The sequence below is a fragment of the Kingella negevensis genome (assembly GCF_030177895.1).
Classification (GTDB): domain Bacteria; phylum Pseudomonadota; class Gammaproteobacteria; order Burkholderiales; family Neisseriaceae; genus Kingella_C; species Kingella_C negevensis.
On sequence record NZ_CP123448.1, the window covers coordinates 197,803 to 221,332 of the forward strand.

Genomic DNA, 23,530 nt, shown 5'->3' on the forward strand with positions numbered 1-23,530 from the left:
TTTATTTTGAAACAATCTCGTTTTCAGGCTGCGTTTCATTATCTGCAAACCATTGTGAAACCACTTGGTTCACTTCTTCAATTCCTTGTTTTTTCAGACTAGAAAACAGTTGCACGGTGATTTGTTGGCGTTCCATAAATGGTTTCAGTGCTTTTTTCACGGCGGCAAAGGCTTTGATTTGCTCATTTTTGGAAAGTTTGTCTGATTTGGAAAGCAGAATATGCACAGGGCGACCTGTCAACGCGAAGAAATTGAGCATTTGCACGTCTAAGGCTTTGAGTGGGTGGCGCAAGTCCATAATCAGCACCAAACCAATCAGTTGCTTGCGTGTTTGCAAATAATCGCCGAGCAGTTTCACCCAATGGGCGCGAACGGCTTCTGGCACTTGTGCGTAACCGTAGCCTGGTAAATCCACCATGAAATTACCGTTGGTCAGCTCAAAAAAGTTAATGTGCTGCGTGCGCCCAGGTGTTTTGGAAACGTAGGCAAGACGGACGTGGTTGCATAGGGTGTTAATCGCGCTGGATTTGCCTGCATTGCTTCGACCCACAAAGGCGATTTCTGCGGGAGTGTTGGGTAAATCTTTCAGATGATTGACGGTTGTGAAGAATTTTGCGTTTTGAAATAAGTTCATGGCTAGTAAATTTGTGTGAAGTTAGTATAAAATATCACGCTTCTAAGCTACTTTCTGCAAACTTAGAAGTGAAATAGGGTTTAGCCCGAAAGTATATAACAAATACAAGCAGTTTACGGCTGCTTTATGAATATTAGGAGCATTTTCCATGAAACGTTTAACGATTTTGGCAGGTTTGATTATCTGCGCAACAGTATCGGCTGCACCTGCTGATTTAGTCCGTGGCAAACAGGTGGCGGAAACCGTTTGCGCGTCTTGCCATGCGGGGGACGGCAACAGCTCAATTCCAACGTATCCTAAACTGTCTTCACAACACGCGAGCTATATCATCAAGCAAACGCAAGACATTAAAACCAGTAAACGCACAAGCGGCTCTTCTGCGATGATGGCGCCAATGGTGCAAAACTTGAGCGATGAAGATATTGCCAACGCCGCGGCTTATTTTGCAAAACAAGCGCCAAAAGCGGGCGAAGCAGACCCTAAATTAACCCCTGCTGCTGGTGCAAAAATCTATCGCGGTGGCATTGCAGACAAAAAAGTGCCTGCGTGTATGTCTTGCCACAGCCCAAATGGTGCAGGTACGCCAGCAGGCGGCACGGCGGTTGATGCGTATCCGCGCATTGGCGGTCAGCACGCGGATTATGTGGTTACGCAGTTGAAAGCGTATGCAAGCGGTGCGCGCAAAAGTCCAAATAATATGATGGAAGACATTGCCAAACGCATGAGTGAAGAAGATATGAAATCGGTTGCGAACTTTATTCAAGGTTTGAAATAGGTTTTATTGATTTCAGGCAGCCTGAAAATTCTTTCAGGCTGCCTGAATTTGTTTATTGAGAGATACAAATGAAAAACGCTTCTTCAAAAAACATTCCCCTTATCCGCCGACCATGGTTCGCATTCATCAGCTCCATGCGCTTTGCGGTGGCGTTATTGGCGATTTTGGCGATTGCATCCGTGATTGGCACAGTCGTCCAACAAAACCAACCGCAGCAAAACTATGTAGTGCAGTTCGGTCCATTCTGGGCAGAAATCTTCGGTTTCTTAGGGCTGTTTGACGTGTATGCCTCTTCTTGGTTTGTGCTGATTATGGTGTTTTTGGTGCTATCCACCAGCTTGTGCGTGTGGCGAAACGCGCCGCAATATTTGCGTGATATGCGCTCGTTTCGTTTGAACGCGACCGCAAAATCCTTGGCACACATGAAACACACCGCCACATTTTCAGGCAGCCTGAAACCTGAAATTGCACAAAAATACCTGCAAATCAACGGTTTTCAAACCAAACTGGAACAGCGCGAAGACGGCAGCGTGATTTTGGCAGCGAAAAAAGGCGCGATGAACAAATGGGGCTACATTTTGGCGCACGTTGCGCTGATTGTGATTTGCTTGGGCGGTTTGATTGACAGCAATTTGCTGCTAAAAATCGGCATGCTAGTCGGCAAAATTCAGCCCGATGTGAGTAGCATGTATGCGCGTGATTTCAAACCTGAAAGCACATTGAGCGAACATAATTTATCGTATCGCGGCAATGCAGAAGTTACCGAAGGGCAAACGATTGACCAAGTGTTTATCAATGCAGACAAAGGCTTACTGTTGCAAAAATTACCATTCACGGTGGAACTGAAAAAATTCCACATTGATTTTTACAACACAGGCATGCCCAAAGATTTCGCCAGCGATATTGTCGTAACCGATAAAAAGACGGGCGAGCGCGTGGAAAAAACCATTCGCGTGAATCATCCTTTAACGATGAATGGCGTAACCATTTACCAAGCCGGTTATGGCGATGGCGGCTCTGATGTTTCGCTGAAAAGCTGGAATTTGCGTGGCATTGGGCAGCCTGAAAACATGAAACTGGTGTCGCAGCGTCAATTTTCTTTGGATTTGGGCAAAAATGGCGCGTATAAGTTGGAACTGGGCGAATTGCGCGTGTTCAACGTGGAAAATTTGGAAGCGATGTCTAACGAGCGGTTGCATGAAATTCGCAGCGTGAAGCAGGACAAAAAATTCCAAAATGTCGGCCCAACCATTACCTATAAAATTCGCGACAACGCAGGGCAGGCGTATGAATATTTAAGCTATATGCTGCCCTTGCAACGCGAAGGCGCACTCTTTTTTGCCACAGGTGAACGCGCCAACGTGAACGACTCGTATCGTTGGCTGATGTTGCCTGCCGATGAAAAAGGCAAAGTGGACAGCTTTATGGCGTTGCGCGACACGATTTTGCAGCCTGAAAAACGGGCGCAAATCGTGGAAAAAGCAGTGCTGTCGGTCAGCGAAAAAATGCGTCCGCAATTTAGATTGGCGGTAGAAAATCTGTTGCGTCAATTTGCTGAAGGCGGTTATGTGGCGATTAACGAGCATATTCAAAAAACCGTGCCGCAAGCAGAACAGGCGAACACAGGCGAATTTATGTACCAAATTTTGTATGGTTCGATGAATATCGCGCTGGATATGGCTTTGTCTGACGCACATTTGCCCGAAATAGCGGCTGGCGAAAAACGCAACCAATTTTTGCTAAACAGCTTGGACGGTTACACCGCTCTGACGCGTTTTCATGCGCCTGTTTTGCTGCAGCTGGACGGGTTTAAGCAAGTGCAAATGTCTGGTTTGCAGATGACGAAATCACCGGGTGCAACGCTGGTTTACATCGGTTCGTTGTTCTTGGTGCTGGGTACGTTATTTATGTTTTACGTCCGCGAAAAACGTGCGTGGTTGCTGTTTAGCCAAGATGATGTGCGATTTGCGATGTCGTCTAGCCGCAATGAACGCGATTTGCTGAAGGAATTTCCTAAGCGTTTGGCGCATTTGGAACGGTTGTCTAAAGAAGTTTGACAACAAAAAACAGCATTATCTGATTAAAGATAATGCTGTTTTTTCTTAACGACCAGCCATGCGATTAATAATTTTTTCGCCCTTAATTTGATGTAAAACTGCCATGCCAATATGCCCAGCTACCAAAGCAAACAGCGCCCAAGCCAGTTTTCCATGCGCCACGTTGCCCAGTTGCACCAAGCTCTCAATCTTGTCCGCCGATTTTTCCATCAACACTAAGCCAAAAACATTCAATTCACGCCCAGAACCATATTGACGCAGCAAACCAACCAACGGCACGGCAATCATCAAAACGTATAACGCCAAATGCCCCAATTTCACCGCCAAATTGCCATACGGACGTTTTGTCCAGTTCAGCACCGCCCACACCAATCGCACCAGCACCAAAACCATCAGTAACACGCCAACGGCTTTGTGTGCGCCCATCAAGCTGAAATATTTATCGTCCATGTTCCACATCGTAGCCGTGAACAACATAAACAAAAAACCAACCGCCATCAGCCAATGCAAAGCTCGACTGATTGCGCCGTAATATTGAGAATTATCGTACATATTCAAATTTTTCCAAAGGTTATAAAAGGCGCGGATTGTAGTGAAATTATGTACGCTTGTCATGTGTTTAAAAGAAACATAGTTTTTCAGGCTGCGTTTAAGCTACAATTTTCATTTTTTCTACAAGGAGACTTAACATGAACCCAATTTGGCAGACCGCCCGATTTCAGCTCGATTTAGCCACGCCCAAAATAATGGGCATTCTCAACATCACACCAGATTCCTTTTCAGACGGCGGCACATATTCAAGCAGCCTGAAAAGCACCTTGCAACACGCCGAACAATTACTAGCAGACGGCGCGGACATTTTAGACATCGGCGGCGAATCCACACGCCCCAACGCCGCGCCCGTGTCGCCCGAAACAGAATGGCAACGCGTGCAACCTGTGTTAGCCGAAATCGCCAAATGGAACGTGCCAATTAGTTTGGACACGCGCCGCGTTGCCGTGATGCGCTTGGCGTTGGCACACGGTTTCGCAGACATCATCAACGATGTGCAAGGCTTAGAAGACGAAGGCTCAGTAGCACTTTTGGCGCAATCATCGGCAGGCGTTTGCGTGATGCACATGAAAGGGCTGCCTGAAAATATGCAAAACAATCCGAATTATCAAGATGTTGTGCGTGAAGTGGCAGATTATTTGCAGCAACGCGCAGATGTGTGCATTCAGGCTGGCATTGCGCCTGAACGGATTGTGTTAGACGCAGGTTTTGGCTTTGGTAAGACGCTGTCGCACAATATCGCGCTCATGCAGCATTTGGGCGAACTGGGCAGTAGCCACAATCTGCCCCACCTTGTTGGCGTGTCGCGCAAACGCATGATTGGCGAAATCACAGGGCGCGAAAACCCAATGGAACGCGTTTCAGGCAGCGTGGCGGCGGTGTTGTTTGCAATAGAAAAAGGCGCGAAAATTGTGCGTGTGCATGATGTGCGTGAGACGGTGGACGCGTTGAAAGTGTGGCAAGCGTTGCGTGGATAATGCAGCCTGAAAACTGCTACAATCTCGTTTCATCATCTATATATAAGGACAAAAAATGTTTACAGGAATCGTGCAAGGCATGGGCAAACTGGTGGCGATTGAGCAATCCAGCGCAGACTTTCGCAGCCACACCGTAGAACTGCCCGAACACATGGCGAAAGATTTGCAAATTGGCGCGTCTATCGCACACAATGGCTGCTGTCTGACTATCACGCAAATCAACGGACGAAATGTGCGCTTTGATTTAATGGCAGAAACTTTGGCAAAAACCAATTTAGGCAGCCTGAAAGTGGGCGACAGCGTGAATTTAGAACGCGCCGCAAAATTTGGCGATGAAATCGGCGGTCATGTGATGAGCGGACACATCATCACGCAAACAGAAATCGTGCGGATTGAGAAATCAGAACACAATCGCACGCTGTTTTTCAGGCTGCCTGAAAATATTGCGGATTATGTGTTATCCAAAGGCTTTATTGGTTTGGATGGCTGTAGCCTGACGATTGGTGATGTGGCAAATGGGGAATTTAATGTTCATCTGATTCCCGAAACTTTACAGCGCACCTTGTTTGGTACGCGACAAGTCGGCGATAAAATCAACATGGAAATTGACGCGCAAACGCAAGCGGTGGTGGATACCGTGAAACGTGTGTTAGCTGCGCAAAAATAGTGAATTAAAATGGTAATGATACTGCGTTGCCAACGTCCTTATGTGCTACTCGCACACGGCGGACGTTATCGCCTTGTCTCATTTTTATTTTAATTCACTATAAAATGCAGCCTGAAAAACATTTTCAGGCTGCAAAAAAATACGCAAAAAAAGTGGTGTGGAACAAGTCCACACCGAAACACACACACATCAAGAGGAAAACAATTAAGAAAAACTTAATCTTCAACAGCGGCTAATTGCTGCTTTGCTCTGTTGATGTCGCGCATTATGGGAGAATTTAGAATATTCTGCTTTGATATAAGTCAAGAAGTAAAATATTTGGGGAAAATCAGTCAATATTTGAACAATTATTTGCGTTAAGTCAAATAGCCCCTCGTTTTTGTAAGGTTTTTCCGAAAAATAATGAATCGTTGCAGCCTGAAAAACAAATCCCAATGACGAAAAGCCGCAAAAATGCTAAACTTTGCGGCTATTTTCATTACAAGGAAAACCCCATGTTGTTAGGCGTGAACATCGACCACGTAGCCACACTACGCAACGCGCGTGGCGTGAACTACCCCAGCCCATTAGAAGCCGCATTAACTGCCGAAACTTATGGCGCAGACTTGATTACCTTACATTTGCGCGAAGACCGCCGCCACATCAAAGATGAAGACGTGTTCGCCATCAAACAAGCCATCAAAACACGCCTAAACCTAGAAATGGCGATGACCGAAGAAATGCTGGCAAACGCATTAAAAGTGCAGCCTGAAGATGTGTGTATCGTGCCAGAAAAACGCGAAGAAATCACCACAGAAGGCGGCTTGGAAGTGATTGGGCAATTAGAAAAAGTGTGCCATTACACCGAAAAATTACACGCCGCAGGCATTCGCGTATCCCTGTTTATCGCGCCCGATTTAGCGCAAATTCAGGCTGCGTATGACGCAGGCGCGCGCGTGATTGAATTGCACACAGGCGCGTATGCAGATGCCGAAACCCCAGTCATTCGCGCACAAGAATTGCAACGCATTCAGGCTGCCGCAGAATTTGCCGCCAACTTAGGCATCACCGTAAACGCAGGACACGGCTTAACCATTCACAACGTTGCGCCGATTGCCCAAATTCCCCAAATCGTAGAATTAAATATCGGACATTCCATCATCGCGCAAGCCGTGTTTTTAGGTTTGCCAGAAGCCATTCACCAAATGAAAAACGCCATGTATCGCGCGCGTTTTCAGGCAGCCTGAAAATAGGAAACGCCCATGATTTATGGCATTGGAACGGATATTTTAACCATTCAACGCATTGAAGCAATGTATAAAAAACACGGCGAAGTATTGCCACGCCGCTTACTCAGCCATATTGAGCAACACGAATTTGCTACTTGCCCAAACGCCGCCAATTTTTTAGCGAAACGATTTGCTGCAAAAGAAGCATTTGCCAAAGCCGTTGGCACAGGCATTCGTGAACCCGTGAGCTTTCGCAACATCAGCGTGGGGCATAACGATTTGGGGAAACCCGAATTTGTGTGCGAAACCGAGTTGAAAAATTGGTTGGCAAAACAAGGCATTGAGCGTGTTCATTTGAGCTTGAGTGATGACAGCAATCAGGTGGTTGCGTTTGCCGTTGCTGAGCGTATTTAATTTATAACGCAGCCTGAAAACGTTTTCAGGCTGCAATCTTTAATTTATTTTTAAGATAACATTATGTTTCATACTATTGAAAAGCATCGTAACTTAGCCCAAGTGATTATGGGTTTGATTGGTATTTCATTTATGGCATTTGGTGTCGCAGGCTACCAAACCGCCGCAGATAACAATTTCATTGTGAAAATTGGCGATGAACCCGTAACCCGTTTTGATTTAGACAACGCCGTTCGTAATGTAGAAGCATCAGGCGGACAAGCAGACCGCAACGCTGTGTTCAAATCACTGGTGCAACGCGCATATCTGCTAGAGGGTGCGAAGCAAATGGGCATCGTGATTTCAGACGACCAAATCAAACAAATCGTGGTAGATACGCCGCAATTTCATGGCGCAGACGGCAAGTTTGACCCAACTTTATTCCAACAATATTTGGAAAACATACACTTAACTGAAAAAGCGTTCATGGAAGAGCAACGCCGCAATATGCAAACGATGACCGTTTTGCGTATGTTAAACAACAACGTAGCGGCAGATTCGCAAGCCATGCAAATTTTGCGCGCCACAATCGCACCGCGTACTATTCGCACCAGTGAAGTAAATTTGGCGCAATTTGTCAGCCAAGTGAAAATCTCTGACGCAGAGCTGAAGAAGTTTTACGAAGCGAATAAGAAAAATTATTTGCAACAGCAAGGCGTGAAATTTGAATACGTTACCCTGTCTAGCAAAGATTTGGCGGCAAAACAAAGCGTTACCGATGAAGAAGTGAAAAAAGCGTTTGATGAAAACCAAAGCAGCCTGAAAACAAAACGCACAATTGCACATATTTTAATTGCTGCGCCAAAATCTGCAGACGCAGCCACTCGCGCCAAAGCGAAAGAGCAGGCTGAAAAAGTGGCAGCAGAAGCCAAAGCCAATCCAGCGCAATTTGCTGAATTAGCGAAAAAATATTCGCAAGATGTGGGCAGTGCGGCAAATGGCGGTAAATTGGGTTCATTCGCGCAAGACGGCAGCGTGGGCAGTAAAGCAGTGGAAGACGCGGCGTTTGCGCTGGAAAAAGGCGCAGTGAGTGGCGTGGTAGAAAGCGATTATGGCTACCATATTGTTCGCGTAACCGATATTGCGGGCGCGGATTTTGAGTCGCAAAAAGAAACCTTGCGCCAAAGTTTGCAAGAGAAAAAAGCGCAAGCTGCGTTGAATGCATTGCGTGAGAATTTCGAGCAAGAAGCGTTCAATTCGCCTGGCGCGTTGAAACCTGCGGCGGATAAATTGGGCGTTACGCTCAATACCCAATCTGAATGGCTGACGAAAGTGAACGCAGACAGCCTGAAAGTGCCAAAACCTGTGGTGGACGCGTTGTTTAGCGATGAAGTGTTTGCGAAAAAGCACAATTCTGAAGCGATTAACGTGAACGGTGTGATTTGGTTTGTTCGTGCTACAGAAACGCGCCCTGAAAGCACTTTGCCGTTTGAGCAAGTGAAAGCGCAAGTGCAAGATGAATTTGTGAAATCGGAAAGCATGCGTTTGGCGAAAGAATACGCAGCGAAATTGGTGGCGGATTTGCAAGCAGGTAAATCGCTGACAATGGCTTGGTCGCCAGCGCAAGAAGTTGTGCCTGCACAAGCGCGCGCAACGCTGCCTGAAAACGTCTATGCGGCGTTGATGAAAGCGAATCCGAAAGGTGGCAAAGCGGCGTATATCGTGGCGGAAATGCCAAATGCGCCGAGCATTGTGGAAGTGCAAACGATTAAAACGCCTGAAAACAATCCTGAAGCGTTAGCAAGTGCGAAACAAGTGTTGGCGCAAATGCAAGGCGATGCGTTGGTGGAAGATTATGTGCAAATGTTGCAAAAATCGATTCCGACTAAGCAAGGCGCAGAACAGGTTTCTGACGGCGAGTAAATAGGTCTATAATTCGAGCTGCTTGGTTTTCAGGCAGCCTGAATTTATTTTTGCAGCCTGAAAAATTTTGAATTTGATTTTTTGAAAACTTGAACGCGTAGGTTGGATACTTGTATCCGACAATCATGTATTGACAAGCATGTTGGATTCAAGAATCCAACCTACGGGGTTCACAAAAAATCGCAGAGAAAGTAAAAAATGAAAATTATTCATACAATTAAAGAATTACGCGAATGGCGTGCTGGTGTCAGTTCGGTGGCGTTTGTGCCAACTATGGGCAATTTACACGCAGGGCATTTGGCTTTGGTGAAACAAGCGAAACAAGAAGCGGAAAACGTGGTGGTGAGCATCTTTGTGAACCGCTTGCAGTTCGGTCAAGGCGAAGATTTTGACAAATATCCGCGCACTTTGGAACAAGACGCAGCGAAACTGAAAGAAGCTGGCGTGGCGGTGGTGTTTGCGCCTGATGAAGCGGAGTTGTATCCGCATGTTTCTCAAGATTACCAAGTTGAGCCGCCGCATTTGCAAAATGAATTGTGCGGCGTGTTCCGCCCAGGTCATTTCCGTGGCGTGGCGACTGTGGTGGCTAAATTGTTCAATATTGTGCAAGCAAACGTGGCGTGTTTTGGCAAAAAAGATTATCAGCAACTGACGATTATCCAAGGCATGGTGGCTGATTTGAATATGCCGATTAAGATTGTGCCTGTGGATACAGGTCGCGCGGAAGATGGTTTGGCGTTGTCTAGCCGCAATCAGTATTTGAGCGAAGCGGAACGCGCTGAAGCACCGCGTTTGTATCGTGTGCTGACTGAGTTGGCGAACAAAGTGAAATCGGGCGACCATGATTATGTGGCGCATGAACAGGCGGCGCGCAAGGAATTGGAAGTGCATGGCTGGGTGGTGGATTATGTGGAAATCCGTGAAGCCAGCAGCCTGAATGTGGCGCGTGTTGGCGACCATGATTTGGTGGTTTTAGCGGCAGCGCGTTTGGGTAGTACGCGGTTAATTGATAATTTGGAATTTGCAGCCTGAAAAAAAATCCCTTGTTTCTTGTAAACAAGGGATTTTTTTCAGGCTGCTTTTGCTAACTCAGCACGCATTTCTTGAATCACACGCGCATAATCATCAGCATTAAAAATCGCCGAACCTGCCACAAACGTATCCGCGCCAGCCGCAGCCACTTCGCCAATATTGCTGGTTTTCACCCCACCGTCCACTTCCAAAGCGATGCGGCGACCGCTTTGTACTTGATATTTGTCCAACAAAGCGCGAGTGCGGCGGATTTTTTCCAACGTGTGCGGAATGAAACTTTGTCCGCCAAACCCTGGGTTTACCGACATCAACAAAACCATATCCAATTTGTCCAACACGTCTTCCAAAACGTAAATGGGCGTGGCGGGGTTCAATACCAAACCTGCCTGTTTACCTGCATCTTTAATCAGCGACAAACTGCGGTGAACGTGGCGGCTGGCTTCTGGGTGAAACGTGATGATGTCCGCGCCCGCTTTTGCGAATTGGTTAATCATCTCGTCCACAGGTTCAACCATCAAATGCACGTCAATCGGAATGCTGCAATGTGGTCGCAACGCCGCACAAATCATCGGTCCAAATGTGAGATTTGGCACATAATGGTTGTCCATCACGTCAAAATGCAATAAGTCTGCGCCTGCCGCCGCTACATTGCGGACTTCTTCGCCCAAACGGGCAAAATCAGCAGAAAGAATGCTGGGGGCAATTCGGTAAGTGGTCATGATTTTCTCCTTATGAAATGTAAAAATTTAAGCATATTCCCTTTACTCTGTTTTATCAATAGGCAGCCTGAAGTCTTTATTTTATAATCGCGCGTTTACTTTTTTATTTGAATACAACCATGTCTAAAAAAACAAAAACGGAACTTGAAAATAACAAATTGAACAAACGTCTGCGCCATGCGGTAGGCGATGCGATTAACGATTTCAACATGATTGAAAATGGCGACAAAATCATGGTTTGCTTGTCGGGTGGTAAAGACAGCTACGCGCTGTTGGATATTTTGCGCCAACTGCAAGCGTCTGCGCCGATTGAGTTTGAATTGGTGGCGGTGAATCTTGACCAAAAGCAACCTGGTTTCCCAGAGCATGTGTTGCCTGAATATTTAACCAGCATTGGCGTACCGTTCAAAATCGTGGAAGAGGATACTTATTCAACCGTGAAACGCGTGTTGGACGAAGGCAAAACGACTTGTTCTCTGTGTAGCCGTTTGCGTCGTGGCATTTTGTATCGCACGGCGAAAGAGTTGGGTTGCACGAAAATTGCGCTCGGTCATCATCGCGATGATATTTTGGCGACGATGTTTCTGAATATGTTTTACGGTGGCAAATTGAAAGCGATGCCGCCGAAATTGGTGTCGGATAATGGCGAGCATATTGTGATTCGTCCGCTGGCGTATGTGAAAGAGAAAGATTTGATTAAATACGCGGAATTGAAAGAATTTCCAATTATTCCGTGCAATTTGTGCGGTTCGCAGCCGAATTTGCAGCGTCAAGTGATTGGCGATATGCTGAAAGATTGGGATAAACGTTTCCCAGGTCGCATTGAATCGATGTTTTCAGCGTTACAAAATGTTGTGCCGTCTCATTTGGTGGATACGGAATTGTTTGATTTTGTTGGCTTGGAACGCGGTCAGAATTTGAAACACGGCGGCGATTTGGCGTTTGACAGTGAAACGGTTTCATTTAATGCGCCGTGTGATGAAGATGATGAAACGCCAACGCAGCCTGAAAAAGCTGAGAAAAAAGTGATTAATATTTTGGCGAGTAAACCGAAAACGAGTTGCGGTGGCTAAATAATTTTTCAGGCAGCCTGAAAAAGTGTGCAGGCTGCCTGAAAATATGTAAACACACTTAATTTTTTAAACCGTAGTATGTGCAATTTGCACCTGCTCGCTGCCTGAAAATTGTAGGTCAGGCTGGTAGCCCGACAAATCGCGAAAACTTGCTAATGTCGGGCAAGCCTGCCCGACCTACCTTTCAGGCAGCCTGAAACAGAAAGACTAAAAAAACATGAAACCCACAATCGCCCTAGTCGGTAGACCAAACGTAGGAAAATCTACCTTATTCAACCGCTTAACCAAAACCAAAGACGCGCTTGTTCACGATTTACCAGGCTTGACACGCGACCGCCATTACGGACATGGCAAAGTCGGCAGCAAACCGTATCTTGTTGTGGATACAGGCGGTTTTGAGCCAGTTGTGGATAGTGGCATTTTGCATGAAATGGCAAAACAAACGCTGCAAGCCGTTGATGAAGCGGACGCGGTCATTTTCTTGGTAGATGCGCGTACTGGCTTGACTCCGCAGGATAAAATCATCGCCGACCGTTTGCGCCAATCGCCGCGCCCTGTGTTTTTGGCGGTGAATAAAGGCGAAGGCGGTAACCGTCCTGTTTTGGCGGCGGAATTTTACGAATTGGCGTTGGGCGAGCCGTATGTGATTTCGGGGGCGCATGGCGACGGCGTGTACTATCTAATTGAAGATGTGCTGGAAAATTTCCCTGATGCGAGTGATGAAGAGCCTGAAAACAAACACCCTGTTTTTGCTGTGATTGGTCGTCCGAATGTCGGCAAATCCACGCTGGTCAATGCGATTTTGGGCGAAGAGCGCGTGATTGCGTTTGATATGGCTGGCACGACGCGCGACAGTATTCACATTGATTTTGAACGCGATAATAAGCCGTTTACGATTATTGATACGGCTGGTGTGCGTCGCCGCGGTAAGGTTGATGAAGCGGTAGAAAAATTCTCTGTTATCAAGGCGATGCAAGCGGTGGAGGCGGCGAATGTGGCTGTTTTGGTGTTGGACGCGCAACAGGATATTGCTGACCAAGATGCGACGATTGCGGGTTTTGCATTGGAAGCTGGGCGTGCGCTCGTGATTGCCGTGAACAAATGGGACGGCATTTCCGATGAACGCCGCGAGCAAGTAAAACGCGATATTGCACGGAAATTGTATTTCCTTGATTTTGCGAAACTTCATTTTATTTCTGCGTTGAAAGAAAAGGGTATTGACGGTTTGTTTGACAGTATTCAGGCTGCCTATAATGCGGCGTTTATCAAAATGCCAACACCGAAAATCACGCGCGTATTGCAAAGCGCAGTGGAACGCCAACAGCCACCGCGCGCTGGTTTGGTGCGCCCGAAAATGCGTTACGCGCACCAAGGCGGCAGCAATCCGCCTGTGATTGTGATTCACGGCAATTCCTTGCACGCGATTGGCGACAGCTACACGCGCTATCTGACGCAGACGTTCCGTAAGGCGTTTAATTTGCAGGGTACGCCGTTGCGGATTCAATATAATGTGTCGGAGAATCCGTATGATGAAGTGGCGGAACAAACGAAGAATAAACCGTTGCGTCGTGTGTCGTTGAGTAATCGGATTGCAAAACGTGAAAATCGTAAAGATGAAAAAGCGCGGAATAGTGGCGGTAAAACGAAAAAACGCCAAGTGAGCGCGAAGAAGTCGCATAGTAAATAACGATTAAAAGGCAGCCTGAAAATGTGTGAAATATGTTTTCAGGCTGCCTTTAATATCTTTGAGAAAAAATAAGGGGCTGTCCTAGATAACTAGGGAAATTCAAATTATAGTGGATTAAGAACCTGTATTCACAAACAACTATTTGATAAATTTTAATATTTGTGAAATATACCCTAGTTTAACAAAATTTTCAGCAGATAAATTCGTCTGCTCAAAATCTTTTGCTAAACGTCGAGACCAACCTAACCATGCAAACGTTCGTTCTACAATCCAACGTTTGGGCAGAATATGCCAAGAAATATCTTGAATTCTCTTTGAAATCTCAACAGTTAAACCCAATTGCTCTGATACTTCACGCTCAAATGTATTCCGATAACCTGCGTCCGCACAGAAACCTTTTAAACTCGGATAGGTCTCAAACGCTTTTTTTGCTACAAAAATACCTGCTTTTGTGTCATGAATATTGGCTGCATGAACCACAACAGACAATAGATTACCCAACGTATCAACAGCTATATGTCGCTTACGACCTTTGATTTTTTTACCTCCATCAAAACCTTTATCATGTGCGCTAGAAGCTGTTTTGACACTTTGTGAATCAAGAATGGCATAAGTTGGCATTGCTTGTTTTTGATGGATTAAACGTTTTTTTGAACCAATGCCAAAAGAATTCTATCCCATAAGCCTGATTGATTGGCTCTGCGATAGAAACTCCATACGGTTGAATAAGGTGGAAAATCATTGGGCAGCATACGCCATTGGCAACCTGTTTTGGTGATGTACAAAACGGCATTCACTAATTGACGTTTATCCCATTTGTAGTGGCGTAGCTGGTTAAAATGTGGCTCAATCGCTTGCCATTGGGCATCTGTTAAGTCTGTTGGGTAGGATTTTCTAGTCATAAAGATATTTTATCATTTTTGTGAATACAGGTTCTAAAATCGCAATGATACTGCGTTTCCAACGCTCTTATGTGCCACGCGCACACGGCGGGCGTTGTCGCCTTGTCTCATTTTTATTTTAATCAACTATAAGTTAGAATTATCCCTATGCGAAAAAGTCGTCTAAGTCAGTACAAACAAAATAAACTCATTGAGCTATTTTTCGCAGGTGTAACCGCAAGAACAGCAGCAGAGTTAGTAGGTGTTAATAAAAATACCGCAGCCTATTATTTTCATCGTTTACGATTACTTATCTATCAAAACAGTCCACATTTAGAAATGTTTGATGGCGAAGTAGAAGCAGATGAAAGTTATTTTGGTGGACAACGAAAAGGTAAACGCGGTCGCGGGGCTGCTGGAAAAGTCGCTGTATTTGGGTTTTTGAAGCGAAATGGCAAGATTTATACGGATTGTTATCGTAGCTATGATGTATTAGATGTAAGCGACAAAGCCATTTTAGCTTCGCTGAAACTTCGTTTTCGTATCAATCACAGCACACATTTTGCTGAACGACAAAATCATATCAACGGAATTGAGAACTTTTGGAATCAAGCAAAACGTCATTTACGCAAGTTTAACGGCATTCCTAAAGAGCATTTTGAGCTGTATTTAAAGGAGTGCGAATGGTGTTTTAACAACAGTAAGATAAAAGTTCTTGTTCCATTTTAAAACAGTTAGTAAAATCGAGTTTATCCTAGTTATCTAGGATAGCCACAAAAATTTTAATAAAAATCAATAAATTATTTCAAATTTAATATGCAATTAGGTTTTAAAATATTAAATTTCAACTAAATTTAAGTAGAATCTATAAGGAAACCAACCCATGACATTCGCCTATTTCAGCATTCTAATCCTATCGTTGCTCAACGCTTTCTGCGCGGCATACGCGAAAAAATTAGCCCACTTTACGCCAGCCAACAACCATTACCCACGCGATTTCATGGCGAAAGCCACAGGCAAAGCCGCTCGCCTAAACGCCGCACAAAATAACGGCTACGAAGTGCTGCCAATCTACGCCGCCGCCGTGATTATCGCTCACGCCACAGGCGAAGCTAGACAAGACGCGATTAACTTTTGGGCGTTTGCCTTTTTAGCGTTGCGTGTGGCATTTATTTGGGCGTATGCCAACGATAAATCTACTTTGCGCTCAATTATTTGGGGCTTGGGCTATTTGTGCATTATTGCACTGTTTATCGCTGCTTGCTAATCCGTCATTCCATAAAAAAGCAGCCTGAAAAACACTTTCAGGCTGCTTTTTCTTTATGCAAACCAACCGCGCAGAGCTTCCAAACCATTATGGTTAATCGCCAATTTCGCCGCCGCTTGTGTTTTCGGTTTCGCATGAAACGCCACACCAAAACCTGCAACTTGAATCATCGGAATATCATTCGCGCCATCGCCAACCGCGATGATTTGGGACGGTTCGCAACCCAACTCCGCCGCGTGTTGCGCCAAAACTTCTGCTTTCATTTGTGCATCAACTACGCGCCTCAACACTCGCCCAGTCAGCAAACCATTTTCAATTTCAAACTGGTTGGCATAGGCGTGTTCAAAGCCCAAGCGCGCTTTCAGTTGGTCAGTAAAAAACGTGAAGCCGCCTGAAACTAGCACAAAGCGCACACCGTTTTGTTGGCATTGTTGCAGCAGATATTCTGCGCCGTCTGTGAGTTTGAGCGCGTGGTCATACACAGTTTGCAACACGCTTTCAGGCAGCCCTTTGAGTAGGGCGACGCGGCTGCGTAGGGATTGTTCAAAGTCCAGTTCGCCTTGCATGGCTCGTTCGGTGATAGCAGCAACTTGGTCTTTTAAACCTGCTTGCGCGGCGATTTCGTCAATGCACTCAATCGTGATGAGTGTGCTGTCCATGTCGCTGACGATGAGTTTGATATGGCTGAACGGCAAATCAGGCAGCACGGCGAAATCGCATTGGGCGGCTTGCAGTTCTGCGGCGATGTGTTTGGGCAGCCTGAAATCGTTGGGAACGGGTATGCGCCATGTGCTGCCTGTGGGTTTTTCAGGCTGCGTGAAGTGTTGTTGGGTTTGGGGTAGGGAGATTGTGGCTAAATTTTGGGCTTGGATAACGAGGACTTGGGGCATTTTTTGGGGCTTTCAGGCTACGTTGATTTGATGTGTTTGTTTATACGGTATTTGATTTTCAGGTCGCAAAAAAAGGGTATTTCACAAACCTGAAGCGTGGGTGTGGCGGCGCAATGCCACGCTACCGTTAAAATTAGCGTGATGTGTTTCAGGCTACATTTTTTGGTGCGCGTGGCATACCCTACTGAACGCAGCCTGAAAATTTTACGCGCTAAATGTATGCTCTGCAGCAGGAAAGGTTTTCGCTTTCACTTCGCGCACATAGGCCTCCACGGCAGCCTGAATGCTGGGTTGCCCGTCCATGAAATTTTTGACGAATTTAGCAGTTTTGCCGTGGTATACGCCGAGCATGTCGTGCATAACCAGCACTTGCCCGTCTGTGTCTACGCCTGCGCCGATGCCGATGGTGGGGCAGGACAGGGCTTCGGTAACGGCTTTGCCTAATTCACTGGGGACGCATTCGAGCAACACAATCGCTGCACCTGCGGCTTCGTGGGCTTTGGCATCTTTCATCACTTGCGCGGCAGCTTCGCCTTTGCCTTGCACTTTGTAGCCACCGAGTGCGTTGACGGATTGGGGAGTTAAGCCGATGTGGGCGCAAACGGGTATGCCGCGCTGTTGCAGGAATGCGGTGGTTTCTGCCATAAATTCGCCGCCTTCTAGTTTGACCATATGTGCGCCTGCTTGCATGAGCTGCACGGCGGCGGCAAAGGCTTGTTCTTTGCTTTGTTGGTACGCGCCAAAGGGGAGGTCGGCGACTATCATGGCGTTGGTGTTGGCGCGGGCAACGCAGGCGGTGTGGTAAACCATGTCGGCGAGGGTTACGGGGAGAGTGCTGCTGTGTCCTTGTACGGTCATGCCGAGTGAGTCGCCAATCAGCAGCATTTCTACACCTGCGCGGTTCATTAGGGCGGCGAAACTGGCTTCGTAGCAGGTGAGCATGGTGATTTTTTCGCCGTTGGCTTTCATTTTGTTTAGGGTGGTTAGGGTAATCATTGGCTAATTTCCGTTTTTATCTGTGTAATGATTTGAATGCGTTGGGTTTCTGTGTCGGCATAAATAAGCTGGTAAACCCATTTGAGAAATTTTTGGTTGTGTTGCGGCATGGTAATGGGGACGGTTAGGTTGCCTTGTGCCAATGCCAGTAATAATACTTGTTGGTCGTATTGGGACGTTTTTTTCATGTCGAGTTCGTCCCATGTGAAAAATTGGTTGCGATGCAGCCGCATGAATTTGGGGCTGGGGATTTGGTTAAACAGGGCGTTCATTTGCAATCCTTTTTCGTTGAGAACGAGTTGGGGGCGGCGGTTAAAGAGTTTCCATGCGAAACTGATTGTGCCGATGCCGAAAAATAGGGCGGCAAACAGGTGTCGCCATAAGTTTGGGGTGTTTATGGCGAGAAATGCGCTGGTTGCTACGAAGGCGAGGGCAATGCTAAACAGCAAAAGGGGTTTGAGTATGCGGTTGTGAATGGGGATTTCGTGCATGGTTTTATTGATTGCAGCCTGAAAGTTTCGTAGGTTGGATTCTTGAATCCAACATTTTTAAATTTCAGCGATTATCGGATACAAGTATCCGACCTACGTTTTCAGGCTGCCTGAAAATTAAAATTGAAACGCTTTGCCATTGTGTGCATTGCTCGCTTTTGCGTCTGCCAGCATGCGGACGAAATCCAAGTCGAAACGGTCGGACAGATGATTGGCGCGTTTTTTCAGTTTGTCTAAATTCAATTCAGGTTTGCTGTTGAACGCTAACACGGCAATATTGCCATGCGTGGCGGCTGGCACTTCCAACACGCGGTTGCTAAAAATGGTGCGCAAGCGTTGCATGAACAGCGGATAGCGTTTGTCGCCGCTCCACCAGTTGGTGACGAAAATGCCGCGTTCAGTGAGGGCTTGGCTGCAATCGTGGAAAAACGGTTCGCCTACGAGTTCGTCAATGATTTGTACACCGTCAAAGCCGTCCACCATGATTAAATCGGTGCTGCGGTTGAGGATTTGCACATATTCCGCGCCGTCTGCTTCGATGATTTGGAATTGGTCATTTTCGGGCGGCAGGCAGAATGATGTGCGGGCGATGTCAATCACGCGTGGGTTAATTTCTATGCAAACTTGAGGGCTTTCAGGCAGATATTCTGCCAGCCAACGGGCGAACGAACCGCCGCCTAAACCGATTTGCAGAATGTGCGCTGGCACGTCTTCGGCGAATAGCATCCAGCTCATCATGGCGCGGCTGTAGGATAAAACCAGTTCGGGCGGATTGTTTACGTTCATGGAGCTTTGTATGGTGGACGTGCCAAGGTGCAGCGAGCGGATATTGCCGAGTTCGGAAATGTTGGCTTCGGGCAGGGTGTTGCGGAAGAATCGGGAACGGCGGAATGGGTGGGTCATTGGGGTGTCTTTCAGAAATTTTCAGGCTGCATAGTTTAGCGTAAAACGGGGTTTTGGGCAGCTTTTCAATGTGAGTAGGGTGTACCAGCACTATTTTCAGGCTGCCTGATTGTTTGGTGCGCAGGGCACACCCTACGGTTGTGGTTCAATCGTTTGCCAACCAAATGCGTGTTGCACTTGCGCCCATTGTTCATCAACAGGGGCGGTAATTTCGATAATTCGCTGGTTTTCAGGCTGCAAAAACGTGAGTGAACGGGCGTGTAGCAATAAGCGTGTGTTGCCGCAAAATTGTTGCACGGCTTTGTTTTGCTTTAAATCGCCGTGGGTGGTGTCGCCGATAATGGGGTGAAAAATGTGTTTTAGGTGGCGGTGCAGTTGGTGTTTTCTGCCTGTTTGGGGGTGGAGCGCGAGCCATGAATAGCGCGAAGTGGGAAATTTTTTGTTGCTGCTGAATGGCTGCTCGGTTTGGGCTAGGGTTTGGTAGTGCGTAATGGCGGACTGGGCGGCTTTGTCGGGATTGGCGTGGCAGTCGGCGATGTCGTCTAGTTGTTCTTTGAGTGGGTGGTCGATTGTGCCGCTTGGGTCTGTCCAGCCGCGCACGATTGCCCAATAGGTTTTGTGGATTTGGTGTTGCTCAAACTGCTGTGAGAGGGCGTGGGCGGTTTCACGGTTGAGAGCAAAGAGCATCACGCCTGAAGTGGGGCGGTCTAGGCGATGGACGGGGAAGACGTGTTGTCCGATTTGGTCGCGCAGGGTTTGCATGAGAAACTGGGTTTCGTGGCGGTCTAGCCATGTGCGGTGGACGAGCATGCCTGCGGGTTTGTTTACGGCGATGAGGTTTGGGGTTTGGTGGAGGATTTGGATTAGTTGGGGCATTTTTCAGGCTGCGAATGTTGTGATGGAGCGTCGGCGGCTTGCCGACTGAAGTAATGGTTTATTTTCTCAAAATTTAACGGTGGGTGTCGGCGAGTATATTTTTCAGGCTGCAATAGGTGGGGCTTCACGAATCTGAAGCGTGGGTATGGCGGCGCAACGCCATGTTTCTTTAAATTTGGCAAAATGAATTTTCAGGCTGCAAACTTCAAAAAATGCAGCCCGAAAATGTCGGGTTGCCAACCCAACCTACGGTGTTTTTCAACAAGAATGCAGCCTGAAAATTATTTTTCAGGCTGCGATCTTTATTCCACATCAATATTCAAGCGTTCTAAACGATAGCGCATGGAACGGAAGCTAATCCCTAACACTTTGGCGGCTTGTGTGCGGTTGCCTTGTGTGAGACGCAGCGCGTATTCCAAAATTTGTTTTTCAATATCATCAAGATAGTCTTGAATTTGGGTGCTGCCCATGTGGAAATTGGGCAAGCCGTTTATTACTTGATGCTGATTGCTGCCTTCTGGAATGTCGGCGGCTTCGGCGTTAAGTGGGGCGATGTTGATTTGTAGGTCGTCCACGTCAATCATGTTGCCGCTGGATAGGGCGACGGCGCGTTCCAAAATGTTTTCCAGTTCGCGGAAGTTACCGGGGTAGTTGTAGCGCAACAGGGCTTCGCGTGCGGCTGAGGTCATGCTGATTTCGCCTGAATGGTGTTTACGCAGCAGGTGTTGGATTAGGTTTGCTAGGTCTTCGTGCATTTCGCGCAGGGCGGGCATGTTGAGCGTTACCACGTTTAGGCGGTAAAACAAGTCTTGGCGGAATGCGCCGCTTTCCACGAGCGCGGCTAGGTTTTTATGCGTGGCGGAAACAATGCGTACATCAACTTTCACTTCTTGCGCATCGCCAATTCGGCGCACGGCTTTTTCTTGTATGGCGCGAAGCAGTTTCACTTGCATGGCAAGCGGTAAATCGGCAACTTCGTCCAAAAAGAGTGTGCCGCCGTGAGCGTGTTGGAAGAAGCCGAGTCTATCTTGGTCTGCGCCTGTGAAGCTGCCTTTTTTGTAACCGAAAAATTCGCTTTCCATTAAGTTTTCGGGGATTGCGCCGCAGTTTACGGCGATGAATGGTTTGTCGCGGCGTGGCGATAATTCGTGAATGCTGCGTGCGGCTTGTTCTTTACCTGAACCGCTTTCGCCTGAAATGTACACGGGCACATTGGCTGGGGCGAGTTTGCGGATTAAGCCGCGCACGGTTTCAATTTGTGGCGATGAACCGAGTAGGCGTGGTAAATCGGCTTCGGTTTTCAGCAGTGGCTCGTTTGGCATGGTTACGGGTAAAACGGGGGCTTCTGCTGCTGGCGCGATGGGTTTGGCAGCCTGAACGGGCGCGGTGCGTTTTGGCGCGGCTGGTGCAGGCGCGGCGGCTGGCAAATCTGGTACGTCAAAATCAAATGTGCTGACTTCGGTTTCAGGCTGCGTTTTGGCTGGTGCTTTGGGTGCGGCTTTGGCTTGAATAACGGGCTTGATGTCTACGTTTTCATCTTGCACTTTAATGGCGGATTTTACCAGTGTACGCAGTTGTGAAAGCGTAATCGGCTTTTGCAGATAGTCAAACGCGCCCACTTTTAGGGCTTGCACGGCTTGGTCTGCGTTGCCAAAGGCGGTAATCACGGCAATGGGTACGTCTAAATTTTTCTTGGTGATGTGTTCCACCACTTCTAAGCCGAAGCCGTCTGGCATGCGCATGTCGGTTAAAACTAGGGAATAGCGTTTGGTGTCGAGTTTGCTGATGGCTTCTTTTACACCTGCGGCGGTGTCTACGTGCAGCCCCATTTTCATGAGGGTCATTTCCATTAAATCGCGGATGTCGGTTTCGTCATCGATTACTAAAACAGGGCTATTTAGGCTCATTTTGTTTTTCTCGGTAAAATTAGTTCAAATGATTTAACTTGTGGTAGGTAACTTAAATCGCCACGGTTGGCGTGGGCGAGTTCTCGGGCAACGTATAAGCCTAATCCTGTGCCTGTGGCTTGGTTGGTGTTGAATGGCTCAAATAGGTGTTCTTGCATTTCTGGCGCAACACCTGGCCCGTCGTCCCACACGCGAATGGATACAGTTTGTGTGCCCATGAGTCGCACGCTCACTACCACGCTGTCTTTTTGTTGCTGGCTGTGTCGCCATGCGTTGTTACACAAATTCCAGATAATTTGCTGCAAGTGCATAGGGTCGAAAATTACGTCGATTCTTTCGCCTGCCATGTCTATTTTCAGGCAGCCTTTGGCTTCTGGGCGGGTGAGTTGAAACTCTTGCACAAATCCCATCCAGAACTTCATTAGGTGAATGGGCTCTGGATTTAATCTATCGCTTTTGTTCAACGCGGAAACGTCTTCAATCATTTTATCAATGCGTGCGATGTTTTTTTCGATGATGCCGCTGAGTCGTTCAATCATCAGATTGTCTTCTTCTTGCCCCATTTCCAGCAGCAAACCATTGGATTGACGCATAGCGGATAAGGGATTGCGGATTTCGTGCGCTAAGTTGGCAGTGAGTAAACCGAGCGAGGTGAGTTTTACGGTTTGCGCTTCAATTTGGAGCTCTTTGTCGGAACGGATAAAGAGGGTGAGTAGTTCGGTATTTTCTCGGATAACGGGAACGGCGCGGACGTGCATCAATACTTCGTTGATTTCCAAATTGGTTTCATAAGTGGTTTTGGGTTTCGCTTGCCAGCGTTTGACCAATGGCTGCAAGAATTTGGCTTCTGTGCCTGATTTGATGTCTGGAAAATAACGTGTGGCTTGGCGATTGTGTAACCAAATTTGTCCGCCTTTATCCAACACAATCACGGCTTCTTGCACGCGGTTTAGTACCAGTTTGTTCAAATCGCTCAATCGGGCATAAGCGGAACGGTGAAACTGCAAAGAATCGTCCGCGCTGAAAAGGTATTTCGCCCAGATAGAGGTTAAAGTTGGCACGATAAAGCAGGCAATCATCAGCAAGCCTTGCCCTGTGAGCATGGACAGATTGTCGCGGTCAGCCAAATCGTTAAACGGATACAGCCGCCAAATAGCTTCAGACATCACCAGCAACACAGCATAGCTGCCATATGTGATGGGAAATTTGCCGTAGCTTAAAATACAAGCGGTTGCTAAAAACGGCAAAATCAAAATGCCAAAACCAGATGACACACCACCTGCGATTGCCGTTAATGCCACCATAAAAGTGATGTCTATCACTGAGCTGACATTGGGTATATCACGGTTTTCTTGGATTTGCCACATCGGACGAATGGCGCTCATCACAATCAAAAAGCCATAAGCAGCACACCAAATTTCCAGCGCAAAGGCATTTTCGACTAGTGGTGTGTAGGTAGAGGTTATGTGCGGAATCGGCAAATCGCGCAAATTGTGAATAATCACAATCAGCACCATCATGGAAAATAAGATGGATACACGCGCAATATTCAGCAGATTAACCAGCCTAGTGCTTTGCTCGTGCCAACTTTCGCTGGCAGATTGTTGCTTTGTCTTTTTCAT

General features: G+C 47.0%; 24 protein-coding genes and 1 pseudogene. 13 read left to right on the top strand and 12 right to left on the bottom strand.

Going from position 1 to position 23,530, the window contains the following annotated elements:
- Position 1: 1 nt before the first annotated feature.
- Positions 2-634 carry a ribosome biogenesis GTP-binding protein YihA/YsxC gene (gene yihA, locus QEO93_RS01065; protein ID WP_085815476.1) on the bottom strand — a complete coding sequence of 211 codons (633 nt, stop codon included), beginning with the start codon at positions 632-634 and terminating at the stop codon, positions 2-4.
- 148 nt (positions 635-782) lie between these two features.
- On the opposite strand from yihA, the gene QEO93_RS01070 reads away from it, so the two are divergent.
- Both QEO93_RS01070 and QEO93_RS01075 read left to right on the top strand, forming a co-directional pair.
- The gene (locus tag QEO93_RS01070) at positions 783-1,409 is read left to right on the top strand and encodes a c-type cytochrome (protein WP_032137444.1); all 627 of its coding nucleotides are present in this window, start codon (positions 783-785) and stop codon (positions 1,407-1,409) included.
- Between the two features lie 68 nt (positions 1,410-1,477).
- Entirely contained in the window at positions 1,478-3,466 is a 1,989-nt protein-coding gene (locus QEO93_RS01075) for a cytochrome c biogenesis protein ResB (RefSeq protein ID WP_032137443.1), read from the top strand.
- A gap of 45 nt (positions 3,467-3,511) precedes the next feature.
- On the opposite strand, the gene QEO93_RS01080 is transcribed toward QEO93_RS01075, so the two are convergent.
- Positions 3,512-4,018, bottom strand: coding sequence for a cytochrome b (locus tag QEO93_RS01080; RefSeq protein ID WP_032137482.1), 507 nt, complete (start codon positions 4,016-4,018; stop codon positions 3,512-3,514).
- A gap of 137 nt (positions 4,019-4,155) precedes the next feature.
- On the opposite strand from QEO93_RS01080, the gene folP reads away from it, so the two are divergent.
- The 7 genes from folP (at position 4,156) to panC (ending at position 10,218) form a co-directional block, all read left to right on the top strand.
- A complete protein-coding gene (folP, locus tag QEO93_RS01085) occupies positions 4,156-4,995 on the top strand; it encodes a dihydropteroate synthase (protein WP_032137442.1) in 840 nt (279 codons plus the stop codon).
- Positions 4,996-5,050: 55 nt separating this feature from the next.
- Entirely contained in the window at positions 5,051-5,662 is a 612-nt protein-coding gene (locus QEO93_RS01090) for a riboflavin synthase (protein ID WP_032137441.1), read from the top strand.
- A 104-nt stretch (positions 5,663-5,766) separates the two neighbouring features.
- Entirely contained in the window at positions 5,767-5,898 is a 132-nt protein-coding gene (locus tag QEO93_RS01095) for a hypothetical protein (RefSeq protein WP_281251085.1), read from the top strand.
- Positions 5,899-6,156: 258 nt separating this feature from the next.
- Positions 6,157-6,888: a pyridoxine 5'-phosphate synthase gene (gene pdxJ / locus QEO93_RS01100; RefSeq protein ID WP_032137481.1), complete on the top strand. Its 732-nt coding sequence runs from the start codon at positions 6,157-6,159 to the stop codon at positions 6,886-6,888.
- Between the two features lie 15 nt (positions 6,889-6,903).
- Positions 6,904-7,284 (top strand): holo-ACP synthase, encoded by a 381-nt coding sequence (gene acpS, locus QEO93_RS01105; protein ID WP_032137440.1) that lies wholly within the window; start codon positions 6,904-6,906, stop codon positions 7,282-7,284.
- 63 nt (positions 7,285-7,347) lie between these two features.
- Positions 7,348-9,186, top strand: coding sequence for a SurA N-terminal domain-containing protein (locus tag QEO93_RS01110; protein WP_032137439.1), 1,839 nt, complete (start codon positions 7,348-7,350; stop codon positions 9,184-9,186).
- Between the two features lie 198 nt (positions 9,187-9,384).
- Positions 9,385-10,218 carry a pantoate--beta-alanine ligase gene (gene panC / locus QEO93_RS01115; protein WP_032137438.1) on the top strand — a complete coding sequence of 278 codons (834 nt, stop codon included), beginning with the start codon at positions 9,385-9,387 and terminating at the stop codon, positions 10,216-10,218.
- 38 nt (positions 10,219-10,256) lie between these two features.
- On the opposite strand, the gene rpe is transcribed toward panC, so the two are convergent.
- On the bottom strand, positions 10,257-10,937 hold the full coding sequence (gene rpe / locus QEO93_RS01120; RefSeq protein WP_032137437.1) for a ribulose-phosphate 3-epimerase: 681 nt from the start codon (positions 10,935-10,937) through the stop codon (positions 10,257-10,259).
- Positions 10,938-11,056: 119 nt separating this feature from the next.
- On the opposite strand from rpe, the gene ttcA reads away from it, so the two are divergent.
- A complete protein-coding gene (ttcA, locus tag QEO93_RS01125) occupies positions 11,057-12,010 on the top strand; it encodes a tRNA 2-thiocytidine(32) synthetase TtcA (protein ID WP_032137436.1) in 954 nt (317 codons plus the stop codon).
- A 217-nt stretch (positions 12,011-12,227) separates the two neighbouring features.
- Positions 12,228-13,697 (top strand): ribosome biogenesis GTPase Der, encoded by a 1,470-nt coding sequence (gene der, locus QEO93_RS01130; protein WP_032137435.1) that lies wholly within the window; start codon positions 12,228-12,230, stop codon positions 13,695-13,697.
- 138 nt (positions 13,698-13,835) lie between these two features.
- On the opposite strand, the gene QEO93_RS01135 is transcribed toward der, so the two are convergent.
- The gene (locus tag QEO93_RS01135) at positions 13,836-14,318 is read right to left on the bottom strand and encodes an IS5 family transposase (RefSeq protein WP_085815393.1); all 483 of its coding nucleotides are present in this window, start codon (positions 14,316-14,318) and stop codon (positions 13,836-13,838) included.
- Between the two features lie 17 nt (positions 14,319-14,335).
- Positions 14,336-14,599, bottom strand: a complete 264-nt coding sequence (locus QEO93_RS01140; protein WP_003789867.1) for a transposase — start codon at positions 14,597-14,599, stop codon at positions 14,336-14,338.
- Between the two features lie 147 nt (positions 14,600-14,746).
- Between QEO93_RS01140 and QEO93_RS01145 the strand changes: the two are divergent.
- Both QEO93_RS01145 and QEO93_RS01150 read left to right on the top strand, forming a co-directional pair.
- Positions 14,747-15,336: pseudogene (locus QEO93_RS01145) on the top strand (transposase).
- Positions 15,337-15,461: 125 nt separating this feature from the next.
- A complete protein-coding gene (locus QEO93_RS01150) occupies positions 15,462-15,845 on the top strand; it encodes an MAPEG family protein (RefSeq protein WP_032137307.1) in 384 nt (127 codons plus the stop codon).
- A 53-nt stretch (positions 15,846-15,898) separates the two neighbouring features.
- Here the strand turns inward: QEO93_RS01150 and serB are convergent, their stop codons facing one another.
- The 7 genes from serB to QEO93_RS01185 all read right to left on the bottom strand — a co-directional run bounded on the left by serB (position 15,899) and on the right by QEO93_RS01185 (position 23,530).
- Positions 15,899-16,735: a phosphoserine phosphatase SerB gene (serB, locus tag QEO93_RS01155; RefSeq protein WP_032137306.1), complete on the bottom strand. Its 837-nt coding sequence runs from the start codon at positions 16,733-16,735 to the stop codon at positions 15,899-15,901.
- A gap of 204 nt (positions 16,736-16,939) precedes the next feature.
- Positions 16,940-17,731 (bottom strand): 3-methyl-2-oxobutanoate hydroxymethyltransferase, encoded by a 792-nt coding sequence (gene panB / locus QEO93_RS01160; protein ID WP_032137305.1) that lies wholly within the window; start codon positions 17,729-17,731, stop codon positions 16,940-16,942.
- Positions 17,728-18,222 (bottom strand): hypothetical protein, encoded by a 495-nt coding sequence (locus QEO93_RS01165; RefSeq protein ID WP_032137304.1) that lies wholly within the window; start codon positions 18,220-18,222, stop codon positions 17,728-17,730. Before QEO93_RS01165 ends, panB begins: the two co-directional genes overlap by 4 nt.
- Positions 18,223-18,339: 117 nt before the next feature.
- Complete coding sequence (locus tag QEO93_RS01170) at positions 18,340-19,125, bottom strand: polyamine aminopropyltransferase (RefSeq protein WP_032137303.1); 786 nt, start codon at positions 19,123-19,125, stop codon at positions 18,340-18,342.
- Between the two features lie 132 nt (positions 19,126-19,257).
- A complete protein-coding gene (gene truC, locus QEO93_RS01175; RefSeq protein ID WP_032137302.1) occupies positions 19,258-20,001 on the bottom strand; it encodes a tRNA pseudouridine(65) synthase TruC in 744 nt (247 codons plus the stop codon).
- Between the two features lie 302 nt (positions 20,002-20,303).
- Positions 20,304-21,908 (bottom strand): sigma-54-dependent transcriptional regulator, encoded by a 1,605-nt coding sequence (locus tag QEO93_RS01180; RefSeq protein ID WP_032137301.1) that lies wholly within the window; start codon positions 21,906-21,908, stop codon positions 20,304-20,306.
- A complete protein-coding gene (locus QEO93_RS01185) occupies positions 21,905-23,530 on the bottom strand; it encodes a sensor histidine kinase (protein WP_032137300.1) in 1,626 nt (541 codons plus the stop codon). The genes QEO93_RS01180 and QEO93_RS01185 overlap by 4 nt, the downstream gene beginning before the upstream one ends.

Excerpts from the sequence above, each read along its gene's own strand:
- yihA (WP_085815476.1), bottom strand. The coding sequence starts at position 634 with ATGAACTTATTTCAAAACGCAAAATTCTTCACAACCGTCAATCATCTG.
- QEO93_RS01070 (WP_032137444.1), top strand. The coding sequence starts at position 783 with ATGAAACGTTTAACGATTTTGGCAGGTTTGATTATCTGCGCAACAGTA.
- QEO93_RS01075 (WP_032137443.1), top strand. The coding sequence starts at position 1,478 with ATGAAAAACGCTTCTTCAAAAAACATTCCCCTTATCCGCCGACCATGG.
- QEO93_RS01080 (WP_032137482.1), bottom strand. The coding sequence starts at position 4,018 with ATGTACGATAATTCTCAATATTACGGCGCAATCAGTCGAGCTTTGCAT.
- folP (WP_032137442.1), top strand. The coding sequence starts at position 4,156 with ATGAACCCAATTTGGCAGACCGCCCGATTTCAGCTCGATTTAGCCACG.
- QEO93_RS01090 (WP_032137441.1), top strand. The coding sequence starts at position 5,051 with ATGTTTACAGGAATCGTGCAAGGCATGGGCAAACTGGTGGCGATTGAG.
- QEO93_RS01095 (WP_281251085.1), top strand. The coding sequence starts at position 5,767 with ATGCAGCCTGAAAAACATTTTCAGGCTGCAAAAAAATACGCAAAAAAA.
- pdxJ (WP_032137481.1), top strand. The coding sequence starts at position 6,157 with ATGTTGTTAGGCGTGAACATCGACCACGTAGCCACACTACGCAACGCG.
- acpS (WP_032137440.1), top strand. The coding sequence starts at position 6,904 with ATGATTTATGGCATTGGAACGGATATTTTAACCATTCAACGCATTGAA.
- QEO93_RS01110 (WP_032137439.1), top strand. The coding sequence starts at position 7,348 with ATGTTTCATACTATTGAAAAGCATCGTAACTTAGCCCAAGTGATTATG.
- panC (WP_032137438.1), top strand. The coding sequence starts at position 9,385 with ATGAAAATTATTCATACAATTAAAGAATTACGCGAATGGCGTGCTGGT.
- rpe (WP_032137437.1), bottom strand. The coding sequence starts at position 10,937 with ATGACCACTTACCGAATTGCCCCCAGCATTCTTTCTGCTGATTTTGCC.
- ttcA (WP_032137436.1), top strand. The coding sequence starts at position 11,057 with ATGTCTAAAAAAACAAAAACGGAACTTGAAAATAACAAATTGAACAAA.
- der (WP_032137435.1), top strand. The coding sequence starts at position 12,228 with ATGAAACCCACAATCGCCCTAGTCGGTAGACCAAACGTAGGAAAATCT.
- QEO93_RS01135 (WP_085815393.1), bottom strand. The coding sequence starts at position 14,318 with ATGCCAACTTATGCCATTCTTGATTCACAAAGTGTCAAAACAGCTTCT.
- QEO93_RS01140 (WP_003789867.1), bottom strand. The coding sequence starts at position 14,599 with ATGACTAGAAAATCCTACCCAACAGACTTAACAGATGCCCAATGGCAA.
- QEO93_RS01150 (WP_032137307.1), top strand. The coding sequence starts at position 15,462 with ATGACATTCGCCTATTTCAGCATTCTAATCCTATCGTTGCTCAACGCT.
- serB (WP_032137306.1), bottom strand. The coding sequence starts at position 16,735 with ATGCCCCAAGTCCTCGTTATCCAAGCCCAAAATTTAGCCACAATCTCC.
- panB (WP_032137305.1), bottom strand. The coding sequence starts at position 17,731 with ATGATTACCCTAACCACCCTAAACAAAATGAAAGCCAACGGCGAAAAA.
- QEO93_RS01165 (WP_032137304.1), bottom strand. The coding sequence starts at position 18,222 with ATGCACGAAATCCCCATTCACAACCGCATACTCAAACCCCTTTTGCTG.
- QEO93_RS01170 (WP_032137303.1), bottom strand. The coding sequence starts at position 19,125 with ATGACCCACCCATTCCGCCGTTCCCGATTCTTCCGCAACACCCTGCCC.
- truC (WP_032137302.1), bottom strand. The coding sequence starts at position 20,001 with ATGCCCCAACTAATCCAAATCCTCCACCAAACCCCAAACCTCATCGCC.
- QEO93_RS01180 (WP_032137301.1), bottom strand. The coding sequence starts at position 21,908 with ATGAGCCTAAATAGCCCTGTTTTAGTAATCGATGACGAAACCGACATC.
- QEO93_RS01185 (WP_032137300.1), bottom strand. The coding sequence starts at position 23,530 with ATGAAAAAGACAAAGCAACAATCTGCCAGCGAAAGTTGGCACGAGCAA.